The organism is Bacillota bacterium (assembly GCA_013178125.1).
Lineage (GTDB): Bacteria > Bacillota > SHA-98 > Ch115 > JABLXJ01 > JABLXL01.
Genome location: JABLXJ010000004.1, coordinates 96,550 through 119,170, shown reverse-complemented (window position 1 = coordinate 119,170; position 22,621 = coordinate 96,550). Strand labels below are relative to the sequence as shown.

General features: G+C 58.7%; 19 protein-coding genes. 1 reads left to right on the top strand and 18 read right to left on the bottom strand.

Going from position 1 to position 22,621, the window contains the following annotated elements; translation table 11 throughout:
• Positions 1–106 precede the first annotated feature (106 nt).
• Positions 107–892, bottom strand: a complete 786-nt coding sequence (spo0A, locus tag HPY71_04940) for a sporulation transcription factor Spo0A (protein NPV52852.1) — start codon at positions 890–892, stop codon at positions 107–109.
• Between the two features lie 401 nt (positions 893–1,293).
• Between spo0A and HPY71_04935 the strand changes: the two genes are divergently transcribed.
• Positions 1,294–2,574 carry an MFS transporter gene (locus HPY71_04935; protein ID NPV52851.1) on the top strand — a complete coding sequence of 427 codons (1,281 nt, stop codon included), beginning with the start codon at positions 1,294–1,296 and terminating at the stop codon, positions 2,572–2,574.
• 16 nt (positions 2,575–2,590) lie between these two features.
• Here HPY71_04935 and HPY71_04930 read toward each other — a convergent pair whose 3' ends face one another.
• The 17 genes from HPY71_04930 to alaS all read right to left on the bottom strand — a co-directional run bounded on the left by HPY71_04930 (position 2,591) and on the right by alaS (position 22,548).
• Positions 2,591–3,901 carry an adenosylhomocysteinase gene (locus HPY71_04930; GenBank protein NPV52850.1) on the bottom strand — a complete coding sequence of 437 codons (1,311 nt, stop codon included), beginning with the start codon at positions 3,899–3,901 and terminating at the stop codon, positions 2,591–2,593.
• Positions 3,902–4,014: 113 nt separating this feature from the next.
• Positions 4,015–5,493 carry a PDZ domain-containing protein gene (locus tag HPY71_04925; GenBank protein NPV52849.1) on the bottom strand — a complete coding sequence of 493 codons (1,479 nt, stop codon included), beginning with the start codon at positions 5,491–5,493 and terminating at the stop codon, positions 4,015–4,017.
• A gap of 499 nt (positions 5,494–5,992) precedes the next feature.
• Entirely contained in the window at positions 5,993–7,576 is a 1,584-nt protein-coding gene (locus tag HPY71_04920) for a 16S rRNA (cytosine(967)-C(5))-methyltransferase RsmB (GenBank protein NPV52848.1), read from the bottom strand.
• A 29-nt stretch (positions 7,577–7,605) separates the two neighbouring features.
• Complete coding sequence (locus HPY71_04915) at positions 7,606–8,301, bottom strand: zinc metallopeptidase (GenBank protein NPV52847.1); 696 nt, start codon at positions 8,299–8,301, stop codon at positions 7,606–7,608.
• Between the two features lie 53 nt (positions 8,302–8,354).
• On the bottom strand, positions 8,355–9,311 hold the full coding sequence (locus tag HPY71_04910) for a methionyl-tRNA formyltransferase (protein ID NPV52846.1): 957 nt from the start codon (positions 9,309–9,311) through the stop codon (positions 8,355–8,357).
• A gap of 2 nt (positions 9,312–9,313) precedes the next feature.
• Complete coding sequence (gene def, locus HPY71_04905; protein ID NPV52845.1) at positions 9,314–9,766, bottom strand: peptide deformylase; 453 nt, start codon at positions 9,764–9,766, stop codon at positions 9,314–9,316.
• Positions 9,767–9,964: 198 nt separating this feature from the next.
• Positions 9,965–12,133: a primosomal protein N' gene (gene priA, locus HPY71_04900; protein ID NPV52844.1), complete on the bottom strand. Its 2,169-nt coding sequence runs from the start codon at positions 12,131–12,133 to the stop codon at positions 9,965–9,967.
• 412 nt (positions 12,134–12,545) lie between these two features.
• Positions 12,546–13,346: a Nif3-like dinuclear metal center hexameric protein gene (locus HPY71_04895; protein ID NPV52843.1), complete on the bottom strand. Its 801-nt coding sequence runs from the start codon at positions 13,344–13,346 to the stop codon at positions 12,546–12,548.
• Positions 13,333–13,878, bottom strand: a complete 546-nt coding sequence (locus tag HPY71_04890) for a YqeG family HAD IIIA-type phosphatase (GenBank protein NPV52842.1) — start codon at positions 13,876–13,878, stop codon at positions 13,333–13,335. Before HPY71_04890 ends, HPY71_04895 begins: the two co-directional genes overlap by 14 nt.
• A gap of 141 nt (positions 13,879–14,019) precedes the next feature.
• Positions 14,020–14,730, bottom strand: a complete 711-nt coding sequence (sigK, locus tag HPY71_04885; protein ID NPV52841.1) for an RNA polymerase sporulation sigma factor SigK — start codon at positions 14,728–14,730, stop codon at positions 14,020–14,022.
• 69 nt (positions 14,731–14,799) lie between these two features.
• Positions 14,800–16,422: a penicillin-binding protein 2 gene (locus HPY71_04880; protein ID NPV52840.1), complete on the bottom strand. Its 1,623-nt coding sequence runs from the start codon at positions 16,420–16,422 to the stop codon at positions 14,800–14,802.
• Between the two features lie 145 nt (positions 16,423–16,567).
• Entirely contained in the window at positions 16,568–17,701 is a 1,134-nt protein-coding gene (gene mltG, locus HPY71_04875; protein NPV52839.1) for an endolytic transglycosylase MltG, read from the bottom strand.
• On the bottom strand, positions 17,625–17,981 hold the full coding sequence (locus HPY71_04870) for a DUF1292 domain-containing protein (GenBank protein ID NPV52838.1): 357 nt from the start codon (positions 17,979–17,981) through the stop codon (positions 17,625–17,627). Before HPY71_04870 ends, mltG begins: the two co-directional genes overlap by 77 nt.
• Before the next feature lie 100 nt (positions 17,982–18,081).
• Positions 18,082–18,513: a Holliday junction resolvase RuvX gene (gene ruvX / locus HPY71_04865; GenBank protein ID NPV52837.1), complete on the bottom strand. Its 432-nt coding sequence runs from the start codon at positions 18,511–18,513 to the stop codon at positions 18,082–18,084.
• A gap of 36 nt (positions 18,514–18,549) precedes the next feature.
• Positions 18,550–19,503: a 4Fe-4S binding protein gene (locus HPY71_04860; protein NPV52836.1), complete on the bottom strand. Its 954-nt coding sequence runs from the start codon at positions 19,501–19,503 to the stop codon at positions 18,550–18,552.
• 23 nt (positions 19,504–19,526) lie between these two features.
• Positions 19,527–19,784: an IreB family regulatory phosphoprotein gene (locus HPY71_04855; protein NPV52835.1), complete on the bottom strand. Its 258-nt coding sequence runs from the start codon at positions 19,782–19,784 to the stop codon at positions 19,527–19,529.
• Positions 19,785–19,809: 25 nt separating this feature from the next.
• Positions 19,810–22,548, bottom strand: a complete 2,739-nt coding sequence (gene alaS, locus HPY71_04850; protein NPV52834.1) for an alanine--tRNA ligase — start codon at positions 22,546–22,548, stop codon at positions 19,810–19,812.
• Positions 22,549–22,621: the final 73 nt, after the last annotated feature.

Sequence of the window (22,621 nt, the reverse complement as noted above, 5' to 3'; positions counted from 1 at the left end):
CATGACGCTACCACTTACCGTCACCATCTACCTATCATACTTCTCATACTCCGGCATGAAATATTATGCAACACGGAAGGCATTATCATTCTTCCCATTAAATTCCTTAACCGGCCTTCATATCAATGCGAAGCTTGTCCGCAATCCTGGCGATAAACGCCGAATTCGTGGGCTTTCCCTTCTCCATATCGATCGTATGTCCGAATATGCTGTTCAGGAGCTCGATATTTCCTCTACTCCAGGCGATTTCGATGGCATGCCGGATAGCGCGCTCAACCCTCGGGGGCGTCGTGTTGTATTTCTCAGCGATCTTCGGGTAGAGCACCTTGGTAACGCGGCCAAGCAAGTTCATCTCCTTCATCACAAGGAGAATAGCCTCTCGAAGGTAAAGGTAGCCTCTGATATTGGCGGGAATGCCAATCTCGTGGATGATCTCCGTGATCTGGGCGTCCAGGTCCCGCATTAATGGATTGGAGGCACATATCACCTTTTTCCTCTTTTCGTCGGGAGCCGCCTCCATGAGCTGGCGAATTCTCTGGGTGAGGGTTTCCATATCAAACGGCTTCATGATATAATAGTCGGCACCCATTTCTACGACCTTTTGAGTCATGTGCTCCTGGCCTATTGCAGTCAACATGAGGATCCTGGGTCGCTTCGCCTGGTCAGATTTATTGAGCCGCTCGAGGACGCCGAGGCCGTCGAGGTGAGGCATGATGATGTCAAGCACCACAACGTCGGGCTTCGCCTTCTCAATCCTGTCCAGGGCATCGATGCCATTATAGGCCACTCCGATTGGCTCCATATCTCCCTGCTCGCCGATGAATTCCTGGAGGACCTCACACAGATCGCGATTGTCGTCTACGATCAAGACCCTGATTTTCCCCTCGCTCATCTGCCTAACCACCCCTGCTAAATCCTGAAGAATAGGACCGCCATCGAATCTCGATCCCCCATCCTCCTGATTCATGATTTATTTGAATAATCTGTAGCCCGGGGGCATCCCACGGATTACAGGCTGAGGCTTCGCTGCCCGGCTCTTGCCTCTTTCAACCCAATAGATTTTAAAATTCTACGCAATATGTCAAAGTCCTCCTCCGTATGCAACTAGTGCCTGCATCAATATGATAGCAGGCGATACAAGCCATACAAGTGGCAATGTAATGCTGTATAGCCCTTTGCCTGAAATCCCCAGGGTGGTATAATTCCTACAGGCATAATAAATTGTCGGCCGGGCGCCGGACAAGCTTAACCACGAGAATCTGCAGAAAGCGGTGAAGTGTTTTGGGAAATAAGATGTCCTTCCATTCGATTCCCCCAGTTGTGTGGGCGATATATCTGGTTGAGATGGCATTTGCAGCGGCCACGACCCTCACAGGCGCCATTCTACCCAATCTGGTCGGCGAGTTCAACCTCGATTTCAGCCAGGCCGGGGTAGTCAGCGCCGTCCAAAGCCTTGCAAGCTTCCCTATAGTATTTGTGGCGGGCTTTCTTTCGGATCGCATGGGAGCTGTCAGAGTCCTGCTTGCAGGCCTCATCCTGCTGACCACCTGCCCGGTCTTGATGGCAATAGCGCCTTCATATATCTTTCTCCTTATGGGCACAGGGGCCCTCGGCGTCGCCCTCGGCCTCATCGATCCCATGACCAATGCCGTCCTTGTGGAACGCGGTGGCCCAAGGAAAGGGGAGATCCTGGGGCTGCTGCATGCCTCATTCGGCCTCGGGGCCGCGATCTTCCCGGTAGTGATAGCCTTTGCTCTCGCCAGGGGCATGAGCTGGCGGCTCTCGCTGGCCGCCGTGACCCTGTTTGCCCTCGTCGCCATGGTCTTGTTTTATCTTCGCCAGCTCAGGGAGCAGCACCGTGAGAAGCCGTCATTGCCCCGGACTCAGGCCGGGGAGGACCCGGAATCCTCACAGGCCCCGCAGAGAGGCCTGGCCCCCGCCTCCCATCCCCGCCGGGAGCCGGGCAGCCTCTGGCGAAGCCCCAGCATCTGGGCGTTTATACTGGCGATGTTCTTTTATTCCGGTGCATATCGAAATATAATGGTCTGGACCGTGGTCTATTTCAAGGAAATACTCGGAACAACCCAGATGGTCGGCTCGCTCGCCCTGTTTACATTATTTATCCTCATCGTGGCCGGCCGGCTGATTTCGGCCAGGATGAGCGATTCAACAGATAATCTCCTGCTTCTCACCGTCTACATGGTGGGAGGTGCGCTGGCGCTCCTGCCATTATCGCGTGTCAACTCGCCGATTTCAGGGCTGCTGGCCACGGCCGCCTTTGGCCTCGCGAGCGCGGGTATATTCCCCGTCATCACCTCGTATGCCACGAGCCTCTTCCCCGCAAGCAGCGGCACAGTAACGGGTCTCATCTATGGTTCCGCAGCGGGGGGAGCCATCGCGCTTCCATGGATGCTGGGCAGGATAGCGGACGACCTCGGGCTGAGAGCGGGCATGTTCGTCAACTCCATTATGATGAGCGTGGCAGGGCTGCTCTTTCTCGCGTTATTCATACATCAGGCGATCGCCCGGCAAAAACATGGTCTGAAGCTGCATAGACAGGCCGGCACGCGCTGAGGCCTCGAGATGGCCTTCAACCCTGCCAGCTCTCGATATACCGCCTCTGCTCCGGAGAGAGGCTATCTATGGAAATACCCTCGGAGGCCAGCTTTAACTCTGCAACCTCGAGGTCTATATCCTCTGGCACCTTGTAGAGGTGATTCCCGAGGCGATCCCCCTCTCGTGCCAGGTAATTCAGGGAGAGGAACTGGAGGGCGAAGGACATGTCCATGATCTCGGCAGGGTGCCCATCGGCGCACGCCAGGTTCACGAGCCGGCCCTCGCCAAGGAGGTAGAGCCTTTTTTGATCCTTTTGATCAGCTTGACCTTGATCAGCTTGACCAGCCGCGAGGACAAATTCCTCGATATTAGCGCGCACCTGGCGGCGGGATACGGATAAAGCCGCGAGATCCGCGATCGAGACTTCGACATCGAAGTGGCCGGCGTTGGCCAGGATGGCGCCATCCTTCATGGCCAGGAAGTGCTCCCTGCGTATCACATCCCTGCAGCCCGTGACGGTGATGAAGATATCGCCCTCGCGAGCCGCATCCGAAAGCCGCATGACATCGTAGCCATCCATCCTCGCCTCGAGGGCCCTGATGGGGTTCACCTCGCATATGACAACCCGGGCCCCGAGCCCCTTTGCCCGCATCGCCACACCCTTGCCGCACCACCCGTAGCCGGCGATAACGACAACCTTGCCGGCCACAACCAGGTTGGTGGTGCGGATGATGCCATCCCATACGGACTGTCCTGTGCCGTAGCGGTTGTCAAACAGGTGCTTGCAGTAGGCGTCATTGACTGCGATCATCGGGAAGAGAAGAGCCCCGTCCCTGTCCATGGCCCGCAGCCTGAGGATGCCGGTGGTTGTCTCCTCGCACCCCCCGATCACGCCCTCCGCCAGGTCTCTCCGGTCCGAGTGGAGCATATTGACCAGGTCGCCCCCATCGTCGATCACCAGGGTGGGCCCGATAGAAAGCGTCTGGCCGATGAGCCTCCTGTAATCCTCCATATTACACCCCCGGTAGGAGTAAACATGAAGGCCATCCTCGACAAGGGCGGCCGCCACATCATCCTGCGTGGACAGGGGGTTGCTCCCGGTGATGGCGACCTCGGCCCCGCATTCCTTCAGCACCTTTGCGAGATATGCCGTCTTGGCCTCCAGATGGAGGCATATCGCCACCCTCTGCCCTGCAAAGGGCCGCCCGGCCGCGAATTCGTCACGGATCCTGTTGAGCAGGGGCATATGCGCCGCCGCCCACTGGATCTTCAGGCGGCCACCCGCGGCAAGGCTCAAATCCCTGACGTTGTAATCAGCACAATCAACCACTCTACTCACCCGCATTCATACCATCGTTTGCCATTTTTCGTCCGAGGACTCTCCGTCCAAGTACGTCCGGGTATTTTCTTCGTCCAAATACATCATATCCGTGGTTGATGTGTATGTAAAGTCAGACCTCAAGCCGCATCAGGGAGCCTGCGGCGCTGCGGCAGCATGCTGACACCCTTTTCAGACGAGGTGCCCGGATACAGACCGGCCTCACGGGCCATCCACTCGGCCAGGGTGGCATACCCGCGGCGCGGGTCTGCCAGGAAGACGTGGGTGACAATCGCACAGAGCCGCCCGTCCTTTATTATCGGGCTCCCGGACATCCCCTGGACTATGCCACCAGTCATCGCGATCAGCCTGGGATCCGTAACCCTGATGATCAGCCCCTTAGTGCCCGGATTGGTCTGGTGAAGCACCCGTTCGATCTCGACCTTGAATCCCTCAACCTTGTCATCCTTAATGACGGTCAACATCTCGGCCTCACCTTCTGTAACCTCCTCCGCGAGGGCGATGGGGATCGGCTCCATAGTGAGGCCCTCTCTGGGTGGGAGGGTCATCTTGCCAAAAATGCCGAATTTGGTGTTACGCTCGATAGTTCCCAGGACGTCCTCCCCCCCTCCGAAAACCCCTATCTTCTCGCCAGGTTGGCCCCGTTGCCCCTGCTGTATGCCTATGATCTGGGCAGCAACTATCCTGCCATCCCTCACGTTGATCTCCTGATTTGTATTGGCATCCGTGATCACGTGGCCCAGCGCGCCGTAGACGCCCTTTTCCGGGTCAAAAAAGGAGAGCGTGCCAACGCCTGCGGCATTATCTTTTATATATACTCCGATACGATATTTTACAGGGTCTATGGTGCCAGTGCCTCCGGAATCGCCCGGACCGTTATCCCGATCGCCATGTAGATCGTTATATGGCCCGCCGCCATGCAGCCCGCTACGAACATCGCCCGCACCAACACCCGTGGGCACCGGCTTTATCTTCGTATGTAGATCCTGGCCATTTCTCTCCAGCCCCAGGTCGATTTCCTTGTGTTCCCTGCCTGCTATATCGATGAGCCTCTCGACCTGCGTTGCGCCTTCAACGGGCGCTCCGTTGATGCTTACTATGACGTCCCCCACCTCGATCCCGGCCTCCTGTGCGGGGTAATATCGCCGGCCGTCAATGCCCACAAGCGGGTAATGGCCGACCACTATCACACCCCGCGCTGTGAGCAGGACGCCTATGGCCTGCCCGCCCGGGACGACGCTCACCCTGGGCAGGACATCGACCTTGACCTTGCCGATCGGGACCACACCGAGAAGCCTGACCTGAACATCAGCCGTCCCGAGGTTCAGGGGGCTGAATTTGGCTACAGCCCCTCTTTTCAGGCTGAAGCCGCTCTTTTCTATCCTGCTATCGTTTACCATGAATATATCGCCCTCTTCGTCGGACCTTATATACAACCCCAGCGGCAACCGCACCGGGAACTCCCTGGACTGCCCCTCAAGCATTCGAATGTGGCGTGGCAGGCCAATGAAAGCCCTCAGGTAAGGCGATGATATCGCACATATAATCAAGATAAGCAGGAATGCTATTGTAAGGCTGGGACGGCGTACTGCTTTCACTTTGAGGATACCTCCTGCGACTCCCCCACCAGGTGAAGCCACATGTTGGCTCCTCTTCCGGTTCCGGTATCCAACCGTCTCCCACATGAGTAAACATCAGGGCAAAATCAAGGGCCTTCGCCCCAAGGCCCCGGAGATGCGCCCCATACACCCCGACGCAAACCCAGGATGAACATATCAGGGGATATACCAGGTCCCAAGTTGCACCAGGAGGGCAATAGCTAGGAAAGCATGAAGACATATAGTAGCATGAAAAAAGCGTCCTTGCAGACATAACTTGCCCGCAAGAACGCCCATTTTATGTTGCTTAATGTTTGGCAAAGTCAACTCATTTGCCCTTAATTGCTAACCATCGAGCTGAGGGCTTCGTGCTGAGGACTTCATCTGACCTCATCTATTGATTTTAAAATCAGTATTAGAAGATCAATATTAGAAGATCAATTCATGAGGGAAAGGGGATTGATGGCATTATCGAACAATCATATTCTCGATCCAATCATCAAGCTTTAAGCTTCAACGCTGCCATAAAAAATCCATCAACCTGGTGGATATCTGGAAACAACCTGAGCCAGCCGCGCCTGTCACACCCTCCATCAGGGAAGGCCTGGCGAAAGGCCACGGGAAGGCGGTCATAGACGTTTAAAGGGGCGAATCTGCCCCCTTCCTCCATCGAATCCAGGAACTCCCTGACCACATCCTCACCCTCCTCAGGTTCCATACTGCAGGTGGAATAGACAAGGATCCCCTCCTGTTTAAGACAATTTGATGCCGAGCGCAGAATCTCCACCTGCAAAGCATGAAACCCCGGGAGGTCCTCTGGTTTCTTTCGCCACCTCGCGTCAGGCCTGCGCCGGAGCGCCCCGGTGCCTGAACATGGTGCATCCACAAGGACGCGGTCAGCCACGCCCCGGTAGTGCTCGCCGAGCCTGCGTGCGTCGAGCTCAGTGAGCCGGACGGACTTGATATCGAGCCGCTCGAGATTCTGCCTGAGCAGGTCGAGACGGTGAGGGTGAATGTCGAAAGCCAGGATCTGGCCGGCATCCCCCATTATTTCAGCTATGTGCGTGGTCTTGCCGCCGGGGGCGCTGCACGCATCGATGACCGCCTGGCCGGGCTCAGGGCCCAGGGCATGCCCCACAAGCATAGAGCTCTCATCCTGGATAGTAAACAGGCCATCCCTGTATGACCTCAGGCTGGTAAGCCCGCCCAACGCTGCCAGGCCCACCCGCGGACCATCCGGTGCATCTTCCGGCGCGTCCTCGAGATAGGCCATTTCACCCTCTTCTCCCTTACAGGCGCGACCCGGCCCTCCACCTGCTCCAAGGACCACCCCCTCGGGAACCAACCGGCTTGGCCCAGCCTCGACGCCCTCCTGCAAGAGCAGCTCGACCAGCTCCCGCCGGGTGATTTTAAGGAGGTTCGCCCGCAGACTCATAGGTGGCGGCTCATTATTCAACCTGCATATCTCCATGGTCCGCTCGACCCCGAGTTGCTTGATCCAGCGCGCCACAAGCCATTCCGGGTGAGAGAACCCAATCGAAATAGCCTCAACAGGGTTCCTTTCCACATCCGGGAATTCCAAACCCGGGAATATGGCGGCAGCCGGAAACCGGGCACCGCCAGCGCCGCCTTCGCCTCTGGCGTCGCCTCTGGCGGTGACGCCGGCGCTCATCTTGCGGAGGATGTTTCGCAGGATACCATTTACAAAACCTACAATCCCCGGGTGGCCCACAGCGCACGCCAGTTCACAGGCTTCATTCACAGCGACCGGCCCCGGGATCGACCTGAGAAACATCAGCTGGTAGAGGCCCATCCGCAGGATATTCCGGACCCATGGGGACAGGCTTGCGACAGGCCGCGTCGAGAATCTATCCAGGACCCAATCAAGGGTCTTAAACCATCTGGTCACCCCGTAGACAAGCTCCGTGGCAAGAGCCCTGTCCCGGGGGGACGAGGACGATCTCTCAAGAGCGCGATCAAGGGCGATGCCCGCGTATGCCCCATTTACGTCGATTTCATAGAGGACCCCGAGGGCAATCCGCCTCGACCGCGCCGCTCGTGACTGTATCGCCCTCGATCGCATCGCTCGGAATCGCATCGCCCGCACCTGTCTCAATCCCTCCGGCTGCCGCGCAGGATGATAAGCCTCAAGAGCTGGGTAACGGCGACAGCCGTTGCCGCCAGGTATGTCAGGGCTGCGGCGTTGAGGACCTCGCGAGCATGACCGATCTCCTCCCGCGTAAGGTAGCCCCCGCCTTCAAGGAGGGCGAGAGCCCTGCTGCTCGCGTTGTACTCAACGGGTAGGGTTACGACCTGGAAGGCCACGACCCCGATGAAAACCCATATACCGAGCGTCATGAGCCAGGCAAGCCCCGAGCCGGCAAATATGAAACCTATGAGGAACAGGGGAAACGCCAGGTTCGAGCCGAAGTTTGCCACGGGCACGAGGCTGTGGCGTATCGCGAGAGGCAGATAGTTCATAGAATCCTGGATCGCGTGCCCAGACTCATGTGCAGCTACCCCGAGGGCGGCCAGGGAACTGCCGCCGTAGACCTGGGGTGACAGGCGCAGGACCTTTGCCCGGGGATCGTAGTGATCACCGAGGTCCTGACCGATTTGTTCGATTCTCACTTCCCTGAGGCCGCTCTGGTCCAGGATCTCGCGCGCGACCTCCGAGCCCCGCATCCCCCGCCGGGAGCTCACCCTGGAGTACTTTGCGAACGCGCCCTGGACCCTCGCCTGCGCATAGAGCGCAAATATCATAGCCGGAATGATCAAGATATACGTCGGATCCCAGAAGAACACCATTAACCCCTCCTATTCCCGACTTTTTCTGAGTTAGCGCGACCTGGCGCGGCTATTTATTCCCCGAGCAGGTCCCCCACCTCGACCTCATGGCCCAGCATGTACTCGGGTGCGCTCATCGCCCTCCCGCCCTCCGGTTGGACCCTGGTCACCAGCAGGGCTCCATCGCCCGTTTTTACGGTGAAGCCGGACTTCCTGTCGACGCCGGTCACGGTGGCGGGTTGATCCCCGCCCGCGCGAGCGACCTCGCTCCAGGTCGCCGGGACAACCTGAGCCGCAAGGATCTTCAGCATCCTGCCCCTGTGCCGGGTGCAGGCGCCCGGCCGTGGATTCATGCCGCGAATCTGATTTCGGATATCCTCGGACGGCCTCGACCACTCGATCCAGGCCTCCTCGGGCCTGAGCTTCGGCGCATATGTGGCCTCGACCTCGTTTTGAGGTATCCGCGGAGCGTCCCCGGCCTCGATCCGCCTCAGCGTCTCCACCAGGAGGTTCGCTCCGCGCCGGGCGATTTCATCATGAAGCTCACCAACGGTCATATCATATGAGATTTCAATAGCCTCCTGGAGAATGATATCACCCGCATCCCAGCGCTCCGCCAGGTACATCGTTGTTACCCCCGTGATCTTCTCCCCGCTCATTATCGCCCTGTGCATCGGGCTCGCGCCGCGATACCTGGGCAGGAGCGAGCCATGAACATTTATACACCCGTAAGGAGGCAGGTTGAGTATCTCAGCCGGGATCTTCTGGCCGAAAGCGACAACCACTATACAATCAGGCCTGAGTCTGCGGAGCATTGCGATGAATTCAGGGTCGCTCACCTTCTCCGGCTGGTAGATCTCCAACCTATTTTCGAGAGCCACCTCCTTGACGGGCGAAGGCGTCTCCTTTTGACCCCTTCCACGCGGCCTGTCAGGCTGGGTGACGACCCCGATGACATCATGGCCGCTGGCGAGGATCGCCTTGAGAGACGGGACCGCAAATTCCGGTGTTCCCATGAATACTAACCGCATCGCTATTTCTCCTCCACGATCTCACGGGCCTTGTCTATGAATAGAATGCCATCGAGGTGATCTATCTCATGCTGCAAGGCCCTGGAAAATAGGCCCGAAGCCTCGATGCTTCTCTCCTCCCCGCGCCGGTCCAGGCCTGTTACCACTACTTTTTCCGCTCTTGGCACCATCCCAAACACCCCGGGTATGCTCAGGCACCCCTCACGCTCAGTCACGCTCCCGCTTGCCTCTACGATGTGCGGATTAAACAACGTCACAGGCCCCTGGCCCACGTCCACAACGATGGCCCTGCACCCGACGCCAACCTGAGGGGCGGCAAGCCCGACTCCGTCGGCGGCATACATGGTTTCGAGCATGTTATCAATCAGGGCATTCATCTCGCGCGTGATCTTCTCGACTGGCAATGCGACCCGCCTGAGAATTGGATCGCCCTTCTTTCGTATTGGAAGCACCAAAGCAGCAAGCCCCCTCCAGCTATATATGACATATACACCGCATATGCAGCTATATATGGCCTACGGCCACATTACAGCCACATTATAGCATACTTCCCCCAATATTATAATTGCCCAATGATCGCGTGAAACACCTGCGAGAAATCGGATTCGTCAAACCGCCAGCCACATGCAGCCGCCGCACATGAAACGCCCGCATTAAAGCATGCTCGAAGGATCAACATTGACGCTGACCGCAAACGGGCCGCTATCGCTGCCGCCACCGGCGGCGCCTGCGCCGCCGGCCGTCCTGCCCTTCAACACAGAGACGACGGCACCCTTCACAATGGGGTTCGCCGCGGATATCTCCGAGCACTTCAAGGCAACTTGCCACCTGTAGTTCCCCCCGATGCGGGCGAGGGGGCACGGGGCCGGGCCGAGCACCTCGAATATCCCGGGCACGCCCTCCTCCCCAGCCCCGGGCGGCGGTGTTGCGGAGACCGCCGGGGCCGCCTCGCCCTCCAAACGCCCCCTCAGGGCGTCCGCGAGCCTCTGCGCAACCTCTGCGGCAACAGGTTCGGCGGGGGAGCTCACCGTGATGGCGATGAGGTGCGCGAAGGGTGGATAGGCCAGCTCCTCGCGGGTCTTTATTTCTTCATGGTAAAACCCCTCATAATCGTGGGAGGCGGCGAACCGGATCGAATAGTGATCAGGGGAATACGTTTGTATGATGACCTCGCCGGGCACGGATCCCCGGCCTGCGCGCCCTGCCACCTGCTCCATCAGCTGGAAGGTTCGCTCGCCCGCCCTGAAATCGGGTAAGTTGAGGGATGTATCCGCTGTAACAACGCCCACGAGCGTGACCCCGGGGAAATCCAGGCCCTTCGCGATCATCTGGGTCCCCACAAGGATATCGTAGTCTCCCTTCCTGAATGCGTCCAGCATCCTCCGGTGGGACCCCTTGCGCCTTGTTGTATCCACATCCATCCTCAACACCCTCGCCCCCGGAAAGGATGACCTGACCTCCCTCTCCACCCTTTCCGTGCCAATGCCGAAGTACTTAATATATATGCTGCCGCACCTGGGACAGACATCGGGCACCCTCTCCTCCCAGTCGCAGTAATGGCACAGCATCTTCGCATCCTCAGCGTGGTAGGTGAGCGATACATCGCAGTGAGGGCACTTCAGGACGTGACCGCACTCCCTGCAGAGCACAAAGGTGGAGTGACCCCTTCTATTCAGGAAGAGGATCACCTGCTCGCGCAGGAGGAGGCGGCTGGCGATAGCCTCCCGGAGCCTCCTGCTGAATATCGTCCTGTTTCCGGCCTTCAACTCCTCGCGCAGATCAACCACATGCACGGCCGGCAGGGGCCTCCCGCTGATCCTGCTTGCAAGCCGCGCGTAGGCATATTCACCCGTCATGGCGCGATGGTACGCCTCCACTGATGGAGTAGCACTGCCCAGGACCAGCACAGCGGATTCGGCCCTCGCGCGCACACGAGCCACCTCGCGTGCATCATAACGCGGCGCCTCCTCTTGTTTATAGGAGGCTTCGTGCTCTTCGTCTATGATGATCAACCCCAGCTCCCGGGCCGGGGCGAAGATGGCCGAACGAGCCCCTATAACGATGCGCGCCTCGCCCCGCCGTATCCTCCGCCATTCATCAAATCTCTCCCCCATGGATAGCCGGCTGTGGAGAACCGCGACCTCATCTCCGAACCTGCCGCAGAACCTCTCGACCATCTGGGGCGTCAAGGATATCTCTGGGACAAGGACTATCGCAGACCTCCCCAGCTCGCGCACATGCGCTATAGCCTGGAGGTATACCTCGGTCTTGCCGCTCCCCGTGACGCCATGCAGGAGCACGGGCCTGGGTTCGCGATCACCGCAGCGATGATCGCCGCGATGATGCTGCTCGCCCTCGCGCGATCGCGGCGCCGATGGTGCCGAAATCTGGGCGAGTATGATCTTCAATGCGGCCTCCTGATCGGGCGTCGCCTCAAGAGGCCTCGAAGCGCCGTATGCCCCACGGTCGACAGGGGCCCTCCGCATTTCGAGGCTCCCCACGATGACCAGGCCCTTTCGCTCGAGAGCCTTTATTGAGGCCGCGCTCACTCCTCGTCTCAGGAGCTCGGCTTTTGGCACGCAATTCCCTGGCACCAGGAGCTCCAGGGCGCGGGCCTGGGACGGAGCTATTTTCTCAAGCGACGCCAGCGAGGCCGCAACCTCGGCATGGGATGCAGAGGCCAGCGCAGGGGCAAGCTCGACAACCTGCTGAAACTTCGGCCGCACCCGGTGGGTCCTGACCCCGCCGGGTAGCATGCACCGGAGGGCCTCGACGACGTGACAGAGATAATAATCCTGCATCCACCGGGCGAGGTCGAGCATCCCCTTATCCAGGAAGCATAGATCATCCGCTACATCGGCTATCTCCTTCACCTCATCCGAGAACGGCCGCTCCACAAGATCTATAACGTAGCCTTCAACCACCCGGTTCCCAAAGGGCACGACAACGCGAGTCCCGATATCTATCCTCCCGGCAAGCCTATGAGGTATGGCGTAATGAAACGGCCTGTTGACCCTGTCAACGGCCAGATCCACCATGATGCTGGCGTAGCGCGGCCCTGGGCATGGCTGCTCTGGGCGTGGCTCACGCTCATGGCATGGGCATGGGCATGGCTCCCGGAAAATTCCCTCCTGACCCATTTCTGAATGCCTCACTCCTACAGCTGTCCGTGGCCTTTCTTCCTTGCTCATCACATCATGCAGGGGGCCGGGTGAGTTACTAAAGACCGGTCGCTTACAAGCCGGTTGGGTGAGGGATGAAGACAGTCTCGAGGCCGAGCTTCTGGGAGATATGCCTTCCGAGAGCCTTAACCCCAAGCGTCTCAGTGGCCCAGTGCCCGGCGAATATCACATTCATCCCCGCATCCTCCGCGTAGCCCGACCATTCATGAGACGTTTCACCGGTTATATATACGTCGATATGCTTCGAATAGACATCCACCATCATCTCAGGGGCCCTCCCGCTGCAGATGGCCACCGTCCTGACAACTGAGGGGCCATACCCCAGGACGCGACACTCCGTATCAAGCCTCTCATTGAGGCGCGCCGCGACATCCTCGAGGGGCGTCGGGGCTACCTTGCCCGCCACCCCGATCAGGACCCCATGATGTTCACCAAAGGCCTCTTCCTCAGTGAGCCCGACGAGCCTTGCCAGCTCGGCGTTGTTGCCAACATGAGGGTGCATATCAAGAGGGAGGTGAGCGGCGTACAGGGCGAGCCCGCTATCCAGGAGGAGCTTCACCCGCTCATACATGGGACCAACAAGACGCATGGATGGGGGTCTATCCCAGAAGAGGCCGTGATGCACTATGATCATCTGGGCACCTTCCCTCCTGGCCCCCTCGAAGGTTTCCACGTTGCAGTCCACTGCAAGCGCCACCTTCCGGATCTCCGCATCCCCATCGCCGGCACCGCCGGCGCGTCGAGGGCCCCTCGCCCCACCTCCATCCACCTCGAGCCCATTAACGCAAGTGTCCTTTATCTCGCGTATCTTCAAGTAATCGTCCAGGTAAGCAACGAGTTCACAAAGTCGCATCAGAATTCCTCCTCGTAAGTTTAAGAGAACATCTAGAAAACGCGCATTTGAGGTGGCGCATCACCAGGCGCTCCAGCACCCTCATGAATCGCGTGGTTATAAACTCCCTCCGGCAGAGGGGTTTCACCAGGATGGTGAAAAGGCCGCTCAAATTCCCGCCCAGGATATCCGTGAAGAGCTGATCGCCTATGACCGCCGTCTCCCCGCCCCGGGTGCCGAGGAGCCTCATGGCGCGAAGAAACGCAGCCTTTCTGGGTTTGATCCCGGCAGGGGCGTAGGGGATGTCCAGGGCCTCTGAGATGAGCCTGATCCGCTTCACAAGATTATTGGATAGAATGCACATCTTGAACCCTGCATCCTTTGCCCTTGTTATCCACTGCTCTGTCCTGGGATCCACGGAGTTGCTCCCCCACTCGGCAATGGTATTATCGATGTCGAATATTATCCCCCGTATTCCTCGCTCCCTGAGCTTGTCCAGGTCGATATCAGGAACCGAATCAACATAGAGGTCGGGGCAAAGGATCTCCAGCATCTGCCGCCCTCCCTGTAGCCTGAGCCCGCCAGGTCAATGCATTATATATAATGCATTATAGTATTATACCATAGTATGGCTACGCTGCACAAAACCCTCCAGCGTTTCCAATTCACATTGAAGCCTGGAAGGCTACCACATTCACTGGTAGCCTTCGGCAACCAGCTCCCTGTATAACTTATTGAGAGCCCTCTTCTCTATCCTGGATACATATGAACGGGAGATCCCTAGTTTCTTCGATATCTCCCTTTGAGTCCGCCGATTGCCATCCGTCAAACCGTAGCGGAGCTCTATCACGCGTTTCTCGCGCCGGCTGAGGTTCTGGATCTTCTCCTGCAGCTTCATCTCCTCCATGACGCCCTCAACCATGGCTGCAACCTCATCCGCCTCGGTCCCCAGGACATCGATGAGGGTGATCTCATTCCCCTCCTTATCGGCACCTATGGGATCATAAAGCAGCATCTCCCCCTTGCTCTTCTTCATTGCACGCAGGTGCATGAGTATCTCGTTTTCAATGCACCGGGCCGCGTATGTTGCAAGGCGGGTCTTCTTCCCCTTGTTGAAAGTGTTGATCGCTTTTATGAGCCCGATGGTTCCTATGGAGATCAAATCGTCCGTGTCTTCACCGGTTCCGTCGAACTTCTTGACGATATGAGCGACAAGCCTCAGGTTCCGCTCCACAAGCACATTTCTCGCCACCTCATCCCCGGCATCTTTCCGCACCAGAAGCTCGGCCTCCTCCTCTTCCGAGAGGGGTTCCGGGAAGATGTTGCTATTCGTGATATAGGAAGTCAGGAGGCTGATGCCGCGGAACAGGGGGAAAATGAAGGTGGTGAGCAATACCGGAAACATGCAGGCCCCACCCCCGTAATTTCGGACTCATTATCATTAATATGGGGATCCGGCGAAATTGTGCATGTCCTATTCATTGCCATCCCCGATGCCCTTCATTATGTCGTGGAAGACCCGGGCCGCCACATCCCCCCCGGAGCCGCCCTCCTCCACGAAAACTGTGCAGGCGAGGCTGACATCACCATACCCGCTAACATGACCCCTGGCGTAGCCCGCAAACCAGGCATGAGATATGCTCTCACCATCGGCGCCCAGCCTGCCCGTTTCAGGCGAGCCCGTCTTGCCCGCGACCTCCCACCCTTCCACCTGAGCATTCCGGCCCGTGCCCGATGCAACGGTCTCCCGCATCAACCTGGCCACCCTCTCCGCGGTAGCCGCCGAGATGACCCGGCGCCCCGGGCTCGCTGGATCAGCCTCGAAGCGCCTGATGATCTTGCCCCCTGAGTCGCGGATCTCCCGCAGGACTCGCGGCCGCACCATCACTCCCCCATTTGCTATGGATGCAACCATTGCGGTCACCTGGAGGGGGCTGGCCAGCATCTCCCCCTGGCCTATGGACATATTTGCTATATCGCCGGCCGACATGTTCCAGCCGCTGGGAAGCCTCCCCGGGGTTTCCTCGGCAAGCCCGATGCCTGTCGGCCTGGCGAAGCCAAATCGCTCTGCGTAATCTATCAGCTTCCCTCCGCCGAGCCTCTCTCCCACCTCAATAAACACAACGTTGCATGATTCGGCGAATGCCTTCTCGAAATCCAGCTGGCCGTGGCCGCCTTCATCAAATTTATAGCACCGGAATTTATTGGAGTCGACCATGATGTAGCCCGGATCCATGAAGACTTCCTTCTCGGCTGTGACGCCCTCCTCCAGGGCCGCGGCTGCTACCACCACCTTGAACACGGACCCGACCGGGTAAGAGGCTATGGCCCTGTTGAGGAGGGGCGAACCCGGCCTCCCGAGATAGGATGCAACATCATTCGGATCGAATCCGGGGCGGCTGGACATCGCGAGCACCTCACCGGTATCGCTTCGCATCACGACACACGCCCCCCTTGGGACCATCCGGTCCATCGCCTGGTCCACAATCCTCTGGATCCGCTTATCAATCGTAAGGACGACAGAGGGCCTCGACCTGTTCCCCACGATCCGGTACCCCAGGCCGGGTATGAGCCGCCGGTTTGCATCCACAAGGGCAACAAGACTCGCGCTGGGCTGGCGGGCCACGAGGTATCTGTCCAGCATCCTCTCAACGCCAGAGACGCCCCTATTATTCCGGAGGCTGGTATAGCCCAGCAGATGACAGGCGAGACCATTGCGGTCATATCTCAGCGGGAGCTCGACGCAGACTACCCCGGGCTCGTTGAGCTGGTTGACTTCCTGTTGAGTCTCCATGGATACACCGGTTTCAGCGACAAAGGGCGTGAGGGAGGCCGGCCGGGCCTCGATGAGTTTAGTGAGATGCTGGAGGCGGTCCTGTCCTGGGGTTTGCCCCGGGGTTTGCCCGGCGTGACCGGCGAGCCATGGCCGGGCAAGACGCGGGAATATGACTATAGTCCTCTCGCGCGTGCCCTCGGTGAGGGGCTGCCCGTTTCTATCGAGGATCATCCCCCGCGGGGGGCCGATGCTCAGCGCCTCGCTGCGCTGGCTCAGGGCGAGCTGCAGGAATCTAAGGCTGTCGATGATCTGAATCTTCACAAGTTGAAAACATAGGCAGAGAAAAATAAGGAAAAGAACCGCTATAACAGCCGCAAGCCTTCCCGGTTGTGGTAACACGCGAAACGTCCCTCTCAGGCATTATGGGATCAAGGATTATGGCATATACCGCCATATGCCGCTATCGCTAGCGAACGTTACGCTTAGTTTTACCTGATTCGGGCGGTTGTATCCGGCTGTGGCCTGAAATAGAATTAGCCCTGCGGGCTGCAAGAAGGTGTTCACGGTAGGTTCTCGAGAAGGTGTGAGTGCCGTCCCCGTTCGCCACAAAGAAGAAGTAGTCTACGCGGGCGGGATTCAGCGCAGCCTCTATTGAATCCAGGCCGGGATTGGCTATGGGGCCGGGGGGCAATCCCCTGTGCAGGTAAGTATTGTAGGGAGATGCTATTCTCAAGTCGTCCACGGTCAACCGGCTTTTCCACTGGCCTTTCCCCTCGCTCAGGGCATATTCCACAGTAGCGCATGATTGAAGCGGCATGCCGGTCCTCAACCTGTTCATCAAAACCCCGGCGATCAAGGGACGTTCACGGCCGACCCTGGCTTCCTTCTCAACGAGCGAGGCCAGCGTGATGATGTCTTTAATCGAGCGGGTCTCCCCCTTCCTCCTCGCCTCCTCGTACCGGGGCAACACGACGCTCTCGAACTTAGTTAACATAAGTTTTATTATGTCTTCTTCCGGCGCCCCATAGAACGCCCTGTAGGTGGCGGGGAACAGGAAACCCTGCTTATCACGGGCTGCCTGCTCGAACCGGGCCGCATCAGCCACCAGGCCTTTCGACTCCAATATCCTAGCGATCTCGGCGTTGCTGGCCCCTTCGGGCACGGTGAACGTCACGGTAACGACGCGACCGTCCCTGAGCTCGCGTAGGATATGCAAGGCGCTCATGCTGGAGGTGAGCCTGTAGTACCCGGCCTTCAGTCTCTGGTCGAGGCCGGCGATCCGGCTGAGAGCCGTGAATAGAAACTCGCTCTTGATGAGTCCGCGGTCAGCTAGGGATTCGGCTATGTCTGCTGATGTCATCCCAGGCGACACGCACACAAGAACCTCGGACGCCTTCGATGGAAGGGTCACTGGCGACAGCTTTGCCAGGATCGAAAGCCCCGTAAAAAGCAACACCAGGCAGGCCAGCATCCCGGCCTGCCTGAGAGCGATTCTGAGGACTTGCTCGTCGAACACAAGCGTCCTAGCGTTCGTCTTCGTCCTCGTAGTCGTCTTCATCCTCATCTTCATCATCATCATAATCGTCATCGCCCTCTTCATCCTCATCCTCATCCTCGTAAAGCTCGTCGAGGGCTTCCATCACCTGCTCGTACTCGTCATCATCGATGTCGACGAGGATCTCCTCCCCGTCCTCGCCTTCCTCAACCCTGAATACATACTCCTCATACTCCTCCTCATCAGTATCGGCCTCAGCATCGACATTCTCAGGGATCAAAATGGCGTACCGGTTCCCGTTCACCTCGACGACATCAACTACGGAAAAGTCCTCTTCCTCTCCATCGTCATAAACCAGCGTTACGATATCATCCTCTACCGGCATTTCTTTCACCTCATTCTTCTTTAAAATCCCTCACGCGGGGCCTTCTCCACCGGTATCTTCTCCACGCGCCTGTTTATTAATGCATCCATTCACCAACGCATCATTCACCCGGGTGGTGATCATTCAGATGGTGATCAAGATAACCCTGCAAGATCAAGGCGGCCGCGGCCTTGTCTATCACGCGCCTGCGCTTTTTCCGGCTCACATCCGCCTCCAGCATGGCACGCTCCGCCATAACCGTGGAGAGCCGCTCATCCCAGGTCACAACCGGGATTTCAACCTTGCCCCTGAGCGCCCTGCAAAACTCCTCCACAGCCTGGGCCGCAGGCCCGACGCTGCCATTCATATTCAAAGGCAGCCCGACTACGATTCGCCCCACATCATAAGCGCGCACAATGTTCCGGATCGCATCAAAATCCTTCTCCGGTGTTGCCCGCCTGATCACGGTGAAAGCCTGCGCCGTAATTCCCATGGGGTCTGAGAGCGCAACACCAATGGTTTTTGAGCCCACATCGAGTCCGAGCATCCGCATATTGCGCGCGTCACCTTCAAAAGCTGACATTAACCCTCAGATAACCTTTATGCAGAACTCCGGGCAGACAGAACTGCAATACCCGCACAGGATGCACTTTGTCTCATCCACGCTCGCCCTGTTATCCTTGATGGAGAGAGCCCCCTGCCCGCATCGCTTGACGCACTCACCACAACCGGCACACCACGACTCGATAAGCAGGGCCTTATGCTGCCGCGCCCGTTCCAGCATCCCCGCCGGGACGTCACGCCCTGAGAAGATCGAGAGGTTTATCTCGAGTTCGAGGGGTGTTTTCATCCCGACGGCCACGGAATGTATATATGGTTTCTCCAGCACATAGCGCAACGCGCCGGGCGCATTCGAGATCAGGTGTCCACCTCCCAGGGCCTTCATAGAGTATATACCCTTCCCCCTGAGCGAGGCCGTGCGAATCGCCTCCTCCATCTCGCTGAGCGTCCCACCCCTGATCCCAAGGCCGGCCTTGTTAAAAATGGGGTGGATGACGTCAAACTCCTCCATCTCCGCTGCCGCTCTGACGACCTCGACATAGTGCGTGGAAACGCCAACGGCCCGGACCTTGCCCTCATCCTTCGCATCCAGGAGATATCTTATCGCATCAGCGTGCCCCCTGAGAGTGAGCCTCGACTCCTGCTCGTGCAGGAGAAAGATATCTATATAATCGGTATCCAGCTCCGACAGCGCCCTCTCGACGCTCTTTCGCATATCCTCATACGCGTAGGCGTAAGATTTCGACGCTATGACGACCTGGCCGCGTGGGACGCACCTGAGCATCGAGTATAGATATGGATAAGTCCCGTAGAGCTCCGCCGTGTCAAAGAAGTTTACCCTGGCGTCGAAGGCCTTGCGCATGAGCGCCGCGCCATCCTCGACAGCCAGCCCCGCCTGAAGCGGCCCCACAGTCAATGTGCCGAAACAGAGGCGCGATACACGAAGCCCCGTCCGCCCAAGTTCCCTGACCTCGACCTCCAGACTCAAACCAGGCGCCTCGCTTCTCAATGTCTCTCAATGTAGCTCCGGACGAGCTCCTCGAGGATCTCGTCGCGTTCGAGCTTCCTGATGAGGTTCCGGGCGTTTTTATGGTTCGTTATGTAAGTAGGATCCCCGGAAAGAATGTAGCCAACAAGCTGGTTAACAGGGTTGTAACCCTTCTCCTTGAGGGCCTCGTAGACCTCATGGAGCACGGCAGAGATCGAAACGGCGTCCTCCGGCACCACCTTAAATGTTTGCGTTTCCTCGCGGACATCCTTCATTAATCGACCACCATCCTAAAATAGGTCAATGCAGCTGGGAAGCAAGCTTTGAGCGAATCGCCTCCCTGACCTGGGCCAGGGCCTCGCCAAGCTTCTCGACATCCTTCCCCCCGGCCTGAGCCATCTCGGGTCTCCCGCCTCCACCGCCGCCGGTCAACCTCGCGGCCTCCTTTACGAGCTGGCCCGCGTGTAACCCCCTGGCCACCAGCTCGGGCGCAACAAGGGCTATGAAGCTGAGCCTGCCGTCGACCCTCGAACCCACGATGACAGCTGCGGTCCCCAGCCTATCCCTCAGCATATCCCCCAGGTTCCTCAAACCCTCGGCATCCAGCCCGTCGATCGAATCCACAAGGACCCTGGCCCCGTTGATCTCCTCGGCCCGCCCGGCCATATCAGCAGCCTTGGAGGCGAGCGACTCCATCCTCAACTGCGACAGCTCACGCTCTGTCTCCCTGGAAGCGGCCATGAACCTATCAAGCTTTTCGACTGCGTCCTCAGGAGAGGCCTTGAGCCTCTCGGCAATGGCGCGCATGGCGCCTGCCTGGGCGCGCACGGCCTCAATGGAGGCCCTGCCGGTGGTCGCCTCGATCCGCCTGGTGCCGGCCGCCACTGCGCCCTCCCCTGCTATGAGGAAAAGACCAGCCTCTCCCGTCCGCCTGAGATGGGTCCCGCCGCAGAGCTCCATGCTGAAGTCGCCTATCTTGATAACCCTAACGACATCCCCGTATTTCTCACCAAATAAGGCAAGGGCCCCCTTAGCTCTGGCCTCCTCCTGACCGACCTCGAGAACCTCCACGGGCATGTCCTGCAAGATGGCCTCGTTTACCAGGTCCTCGACCCTCCGGAGCTCTTCAGGCGTGAGGGCCTCGGGGTGTGAGAAGTCAAAACGGAGCCTGCCGTCGGCCACGAGGGAACCCGCCTGGTGAACGTGCTCTCCCAGCACCCGTCGCAGGGCCGCCTGAAGGAGGTGGGTTGCTGTGTGATTGCGGGCGATCGCGAGGCGCCTCTCCCTGTCAATCTTCGCCAGGACACGCGCTCCCTTTCTGATCCTGCCCCTGGTCACCTCAACCTCATGGGAGATCACGGCCCCCCCGAGCTTCCGGGTGTTGAGCACCCTGGCAAGTCCGGTCCTGGCTCCGGTTCCATCTCCGGTTCCATCATCCTGGCCCCGGGCTTCCACCCGGGCTTCTTCACCCACGGCCACCGCGCCGTCGCCCCCCCGGACCTCGAGAATGCCGGTATCACCGACCTGGCCGCCGCCCTCCGCGTAGAACGGCGTCTGCGTGAGTATGATGTCGCCCCGCTCGCCCTCGCAGATCTCCTCCGCGGGGCCTTCGTTGACGAAAATGCCGGACACAACAGCCTCAACCTCATCCCTGTCGTAGCCGACGAAGCTGGTTGCAACGCCCGCGAGGGCTTCGACGCCGGCGGTGACGCTCCCAAGATACCCCGTCTCCTGTCGCGCCCGCCGGGCACGCTCACGCTGTTCCTCCATGGCCCTCTGGAAGCCATCCTCGTCCAGCTTCAGGCCGGATTCCCCCGCTATCTCGGATGTCAATTCGAGGGGGAATCCGTAAGTATCATACAGCCTGAACACATCCTCCCCGGGCAGGACCCCGGAACCCTCCAACTTCGCTCTCTTCATCATGTCGGAGAGGATCTCCATGCCCTGGTCGAGTGTGGCCCTGAACCGGTCTTCCTCAGCGCCGAGCATCTTAAGTATATGCTCGCGCCGGCTCTCCAGCTCGGGGTATGCATCGCGCATCTTTGCAATCACAGCATCGGCAACATCCCGGAGGAAGGGCCTGTCTATGCCGAGAAGCCTCCCGTGACGCGCCGCCCGCCTGAGGAGCCTTCGCAATACATATCCGCGCCCCTCGTTGGAGGGGATGACCCCGTCGCTCAAGAGAAAAGTAACCCCGCGTATGTGGTCGGTTATCACGCGAATCGACCTGTCGCTGAGCTCACCCCCGCCGTAAGGCTTGCCCGACAGCTCCGAAACGCGCGAAACCACATACCTCATGACATCGGTCTCGAAAACCGTCCCCACGCCCTGCAGGATGGAGCATGCCCGCTCGAGCCCCATCCCGGTGTCGATGCTCTTCTTGGGCAGCGGGGTATAGTTGCCAGCCTCGTCCTTGTGGAACTGGATAAAAACGAGATTCCATATCTCCATAAACCGGTCGCAGTCACAGCCGAACCCGCACCCGGGCTTGCTGCACCCGAAGTCCGGCCACCGGTCCACATAAATCTCGGAGCACGGGCCGCACGGCCCCACGCCGATCTCCCAGAAATTGTCCTCCTTGCCGAGCCTTACGATCCTCTGCTCGGGGATGCCTATCTTCTCGTTCCATATTCTGAAAGCTTCGTCGTCATCCAAGTAAATGCTGACCCAGAGCTTCTCGGCGGGAAGGCGCAGGTGCTCCGTTACAAATTCCCACGCCCAGCTTATGGCATCCTCTTTGAAATAATCGCCGAAGGAAAAGTTCCCCAACATCTCGAAAAACGTGCAATGCCTGGCCGTCTTCCCTACATTATCTATATCAGCCGTCCTGAGGCACCTCTGGCACGTGGTTATCCGGTTACGCGGCGGCTTCGCCGTGCCCAGGAAGTATGGCTTGAAGGGCACCATGCCCGCGCCCGTCAAGAGCAGAGTCGGATCGTCCCTGGGGATGAGGGAGGCACTTGGCAGCACCTTGTGTCCCTTTTCCTGAAAAAAACCAAGAAATTCCTCACGTAGCTCCTGAGCCGTCAAGGACTTCATCCCTCCCTAGAATCGCCCTCAAAGCTGCAACGTCCCTTAACGGTGTACGTTAATCATACTCAATTATAGATGA

What these genes read in the sequence shown, in the direction of transcription:
- spo0A (NPV52852.1), bottom strand. Translation starts at nt 892, where the DNA reads ATGAGCGAGGGGAAAATCAGGGTCTTGATCGTAGACGACAATCGCGAT.
- HPY71_04935 (NPV52851.1), top strand. Translation starts at nt 1,294, where the DNA reads ATGTCCTTCCATTCGATTCCCCCAGTTGTGTGGGCGATATATCTGGTT.
- HPY71_04930 (NPV52850.1), bottom strand. Translation starts at nt 3,901, where the DNA reads ATGCGGGTGAGTAGAGTGGTTGATTGTGCTGATTACAACGTCAGGGAT.
- HPY71_04920 (NPV52848.1), bottom strand. Translation starts at nt 7,576, where the DNA reads ATGCGATCGAGGGCGATACAGTCACGAGCGGCGCGGTCGAGGCGGATT.
- HPY71_04915 (NPV52847.1), bottom strand. Translation starts at nt 8,301, where the DNA reads ATGGTGTTCTTCTGGGATCCGACGTATATCTTGATCATTCCGGCTATG.
- HPY71_04910 (NPV52846.1), bottom strand. Translation starts at nt 9,311, where the DNA reads ATGCGGTTAGTATTCATGGGAACACCGGAATTTGCGGTCCCGTCTCTC.
- priA (NPV52844.1), bottom strand. Translation starts at nt 12,133, where the DNA reads ATGCTCGACCTCGCCCGGTGGATGCAGGATTATTATCTCTGTCACGTC.
- HPY71_04895 (NPV52843.1), bottom strand. Translation starts at nt 13,346, where the DNA reads ATGCGACTTTGTGAACTCGTTGCTTACCTGGACGATTACTTGAAGATA.
- HPY71_04890 (NPV52842.1), bottom strand. Translation starts at nt 13,878, where the DNA reads ATGCTGGAGATCCTTTGCCCCGACCTCTATGTTGATTCGGTTCCTGAT.
- sigK (NPV52841.1), bottom strand. Translation starts at nt 14,730, where the DNA reads ATGTTTCCGGTATTGCTCACCACCTTCATTTTCCCCCTGTTCCGCGGC.
- mltG (NPV52839.1), bottom strand. Translation starts at nt 17,701, where the DNA reads ATGAAGAGGGCGATGACGATTATGATGATGATGAAGATGAGGATGAAG.
- HPY71_04870 (NPV52838.1), bottom strand. Translation starts at nt 17,981, where the DNA reads ATGCCGGTAGAGGATGATATCGTAACGCTGGTTTATGACGATGGAGAG.
- ruvX (NPV52837.1), bottom strand. Translation starts at nt 18,513, where the DNA reads ATGCGGATGCTCGGACTCGATGTGGGCTCAAAAACCATTGGTGTTGCG.
- HPY71_04855 (NPV52835.1), bottom strand. Translation starts at nt 19,784, where the DNA reads ATGAAGGATGTCCGCGAGGAAACGCAAACATTTAAGGTGGTGCCGGAG.
- alaS (NPV52834.1), bottom strand. Translation starts at nt 22,548, where the DNA reads ATGAAGTCCTTGACGGCTCAGGAGCTACGTGAGGAATTTCTTGGTTTT.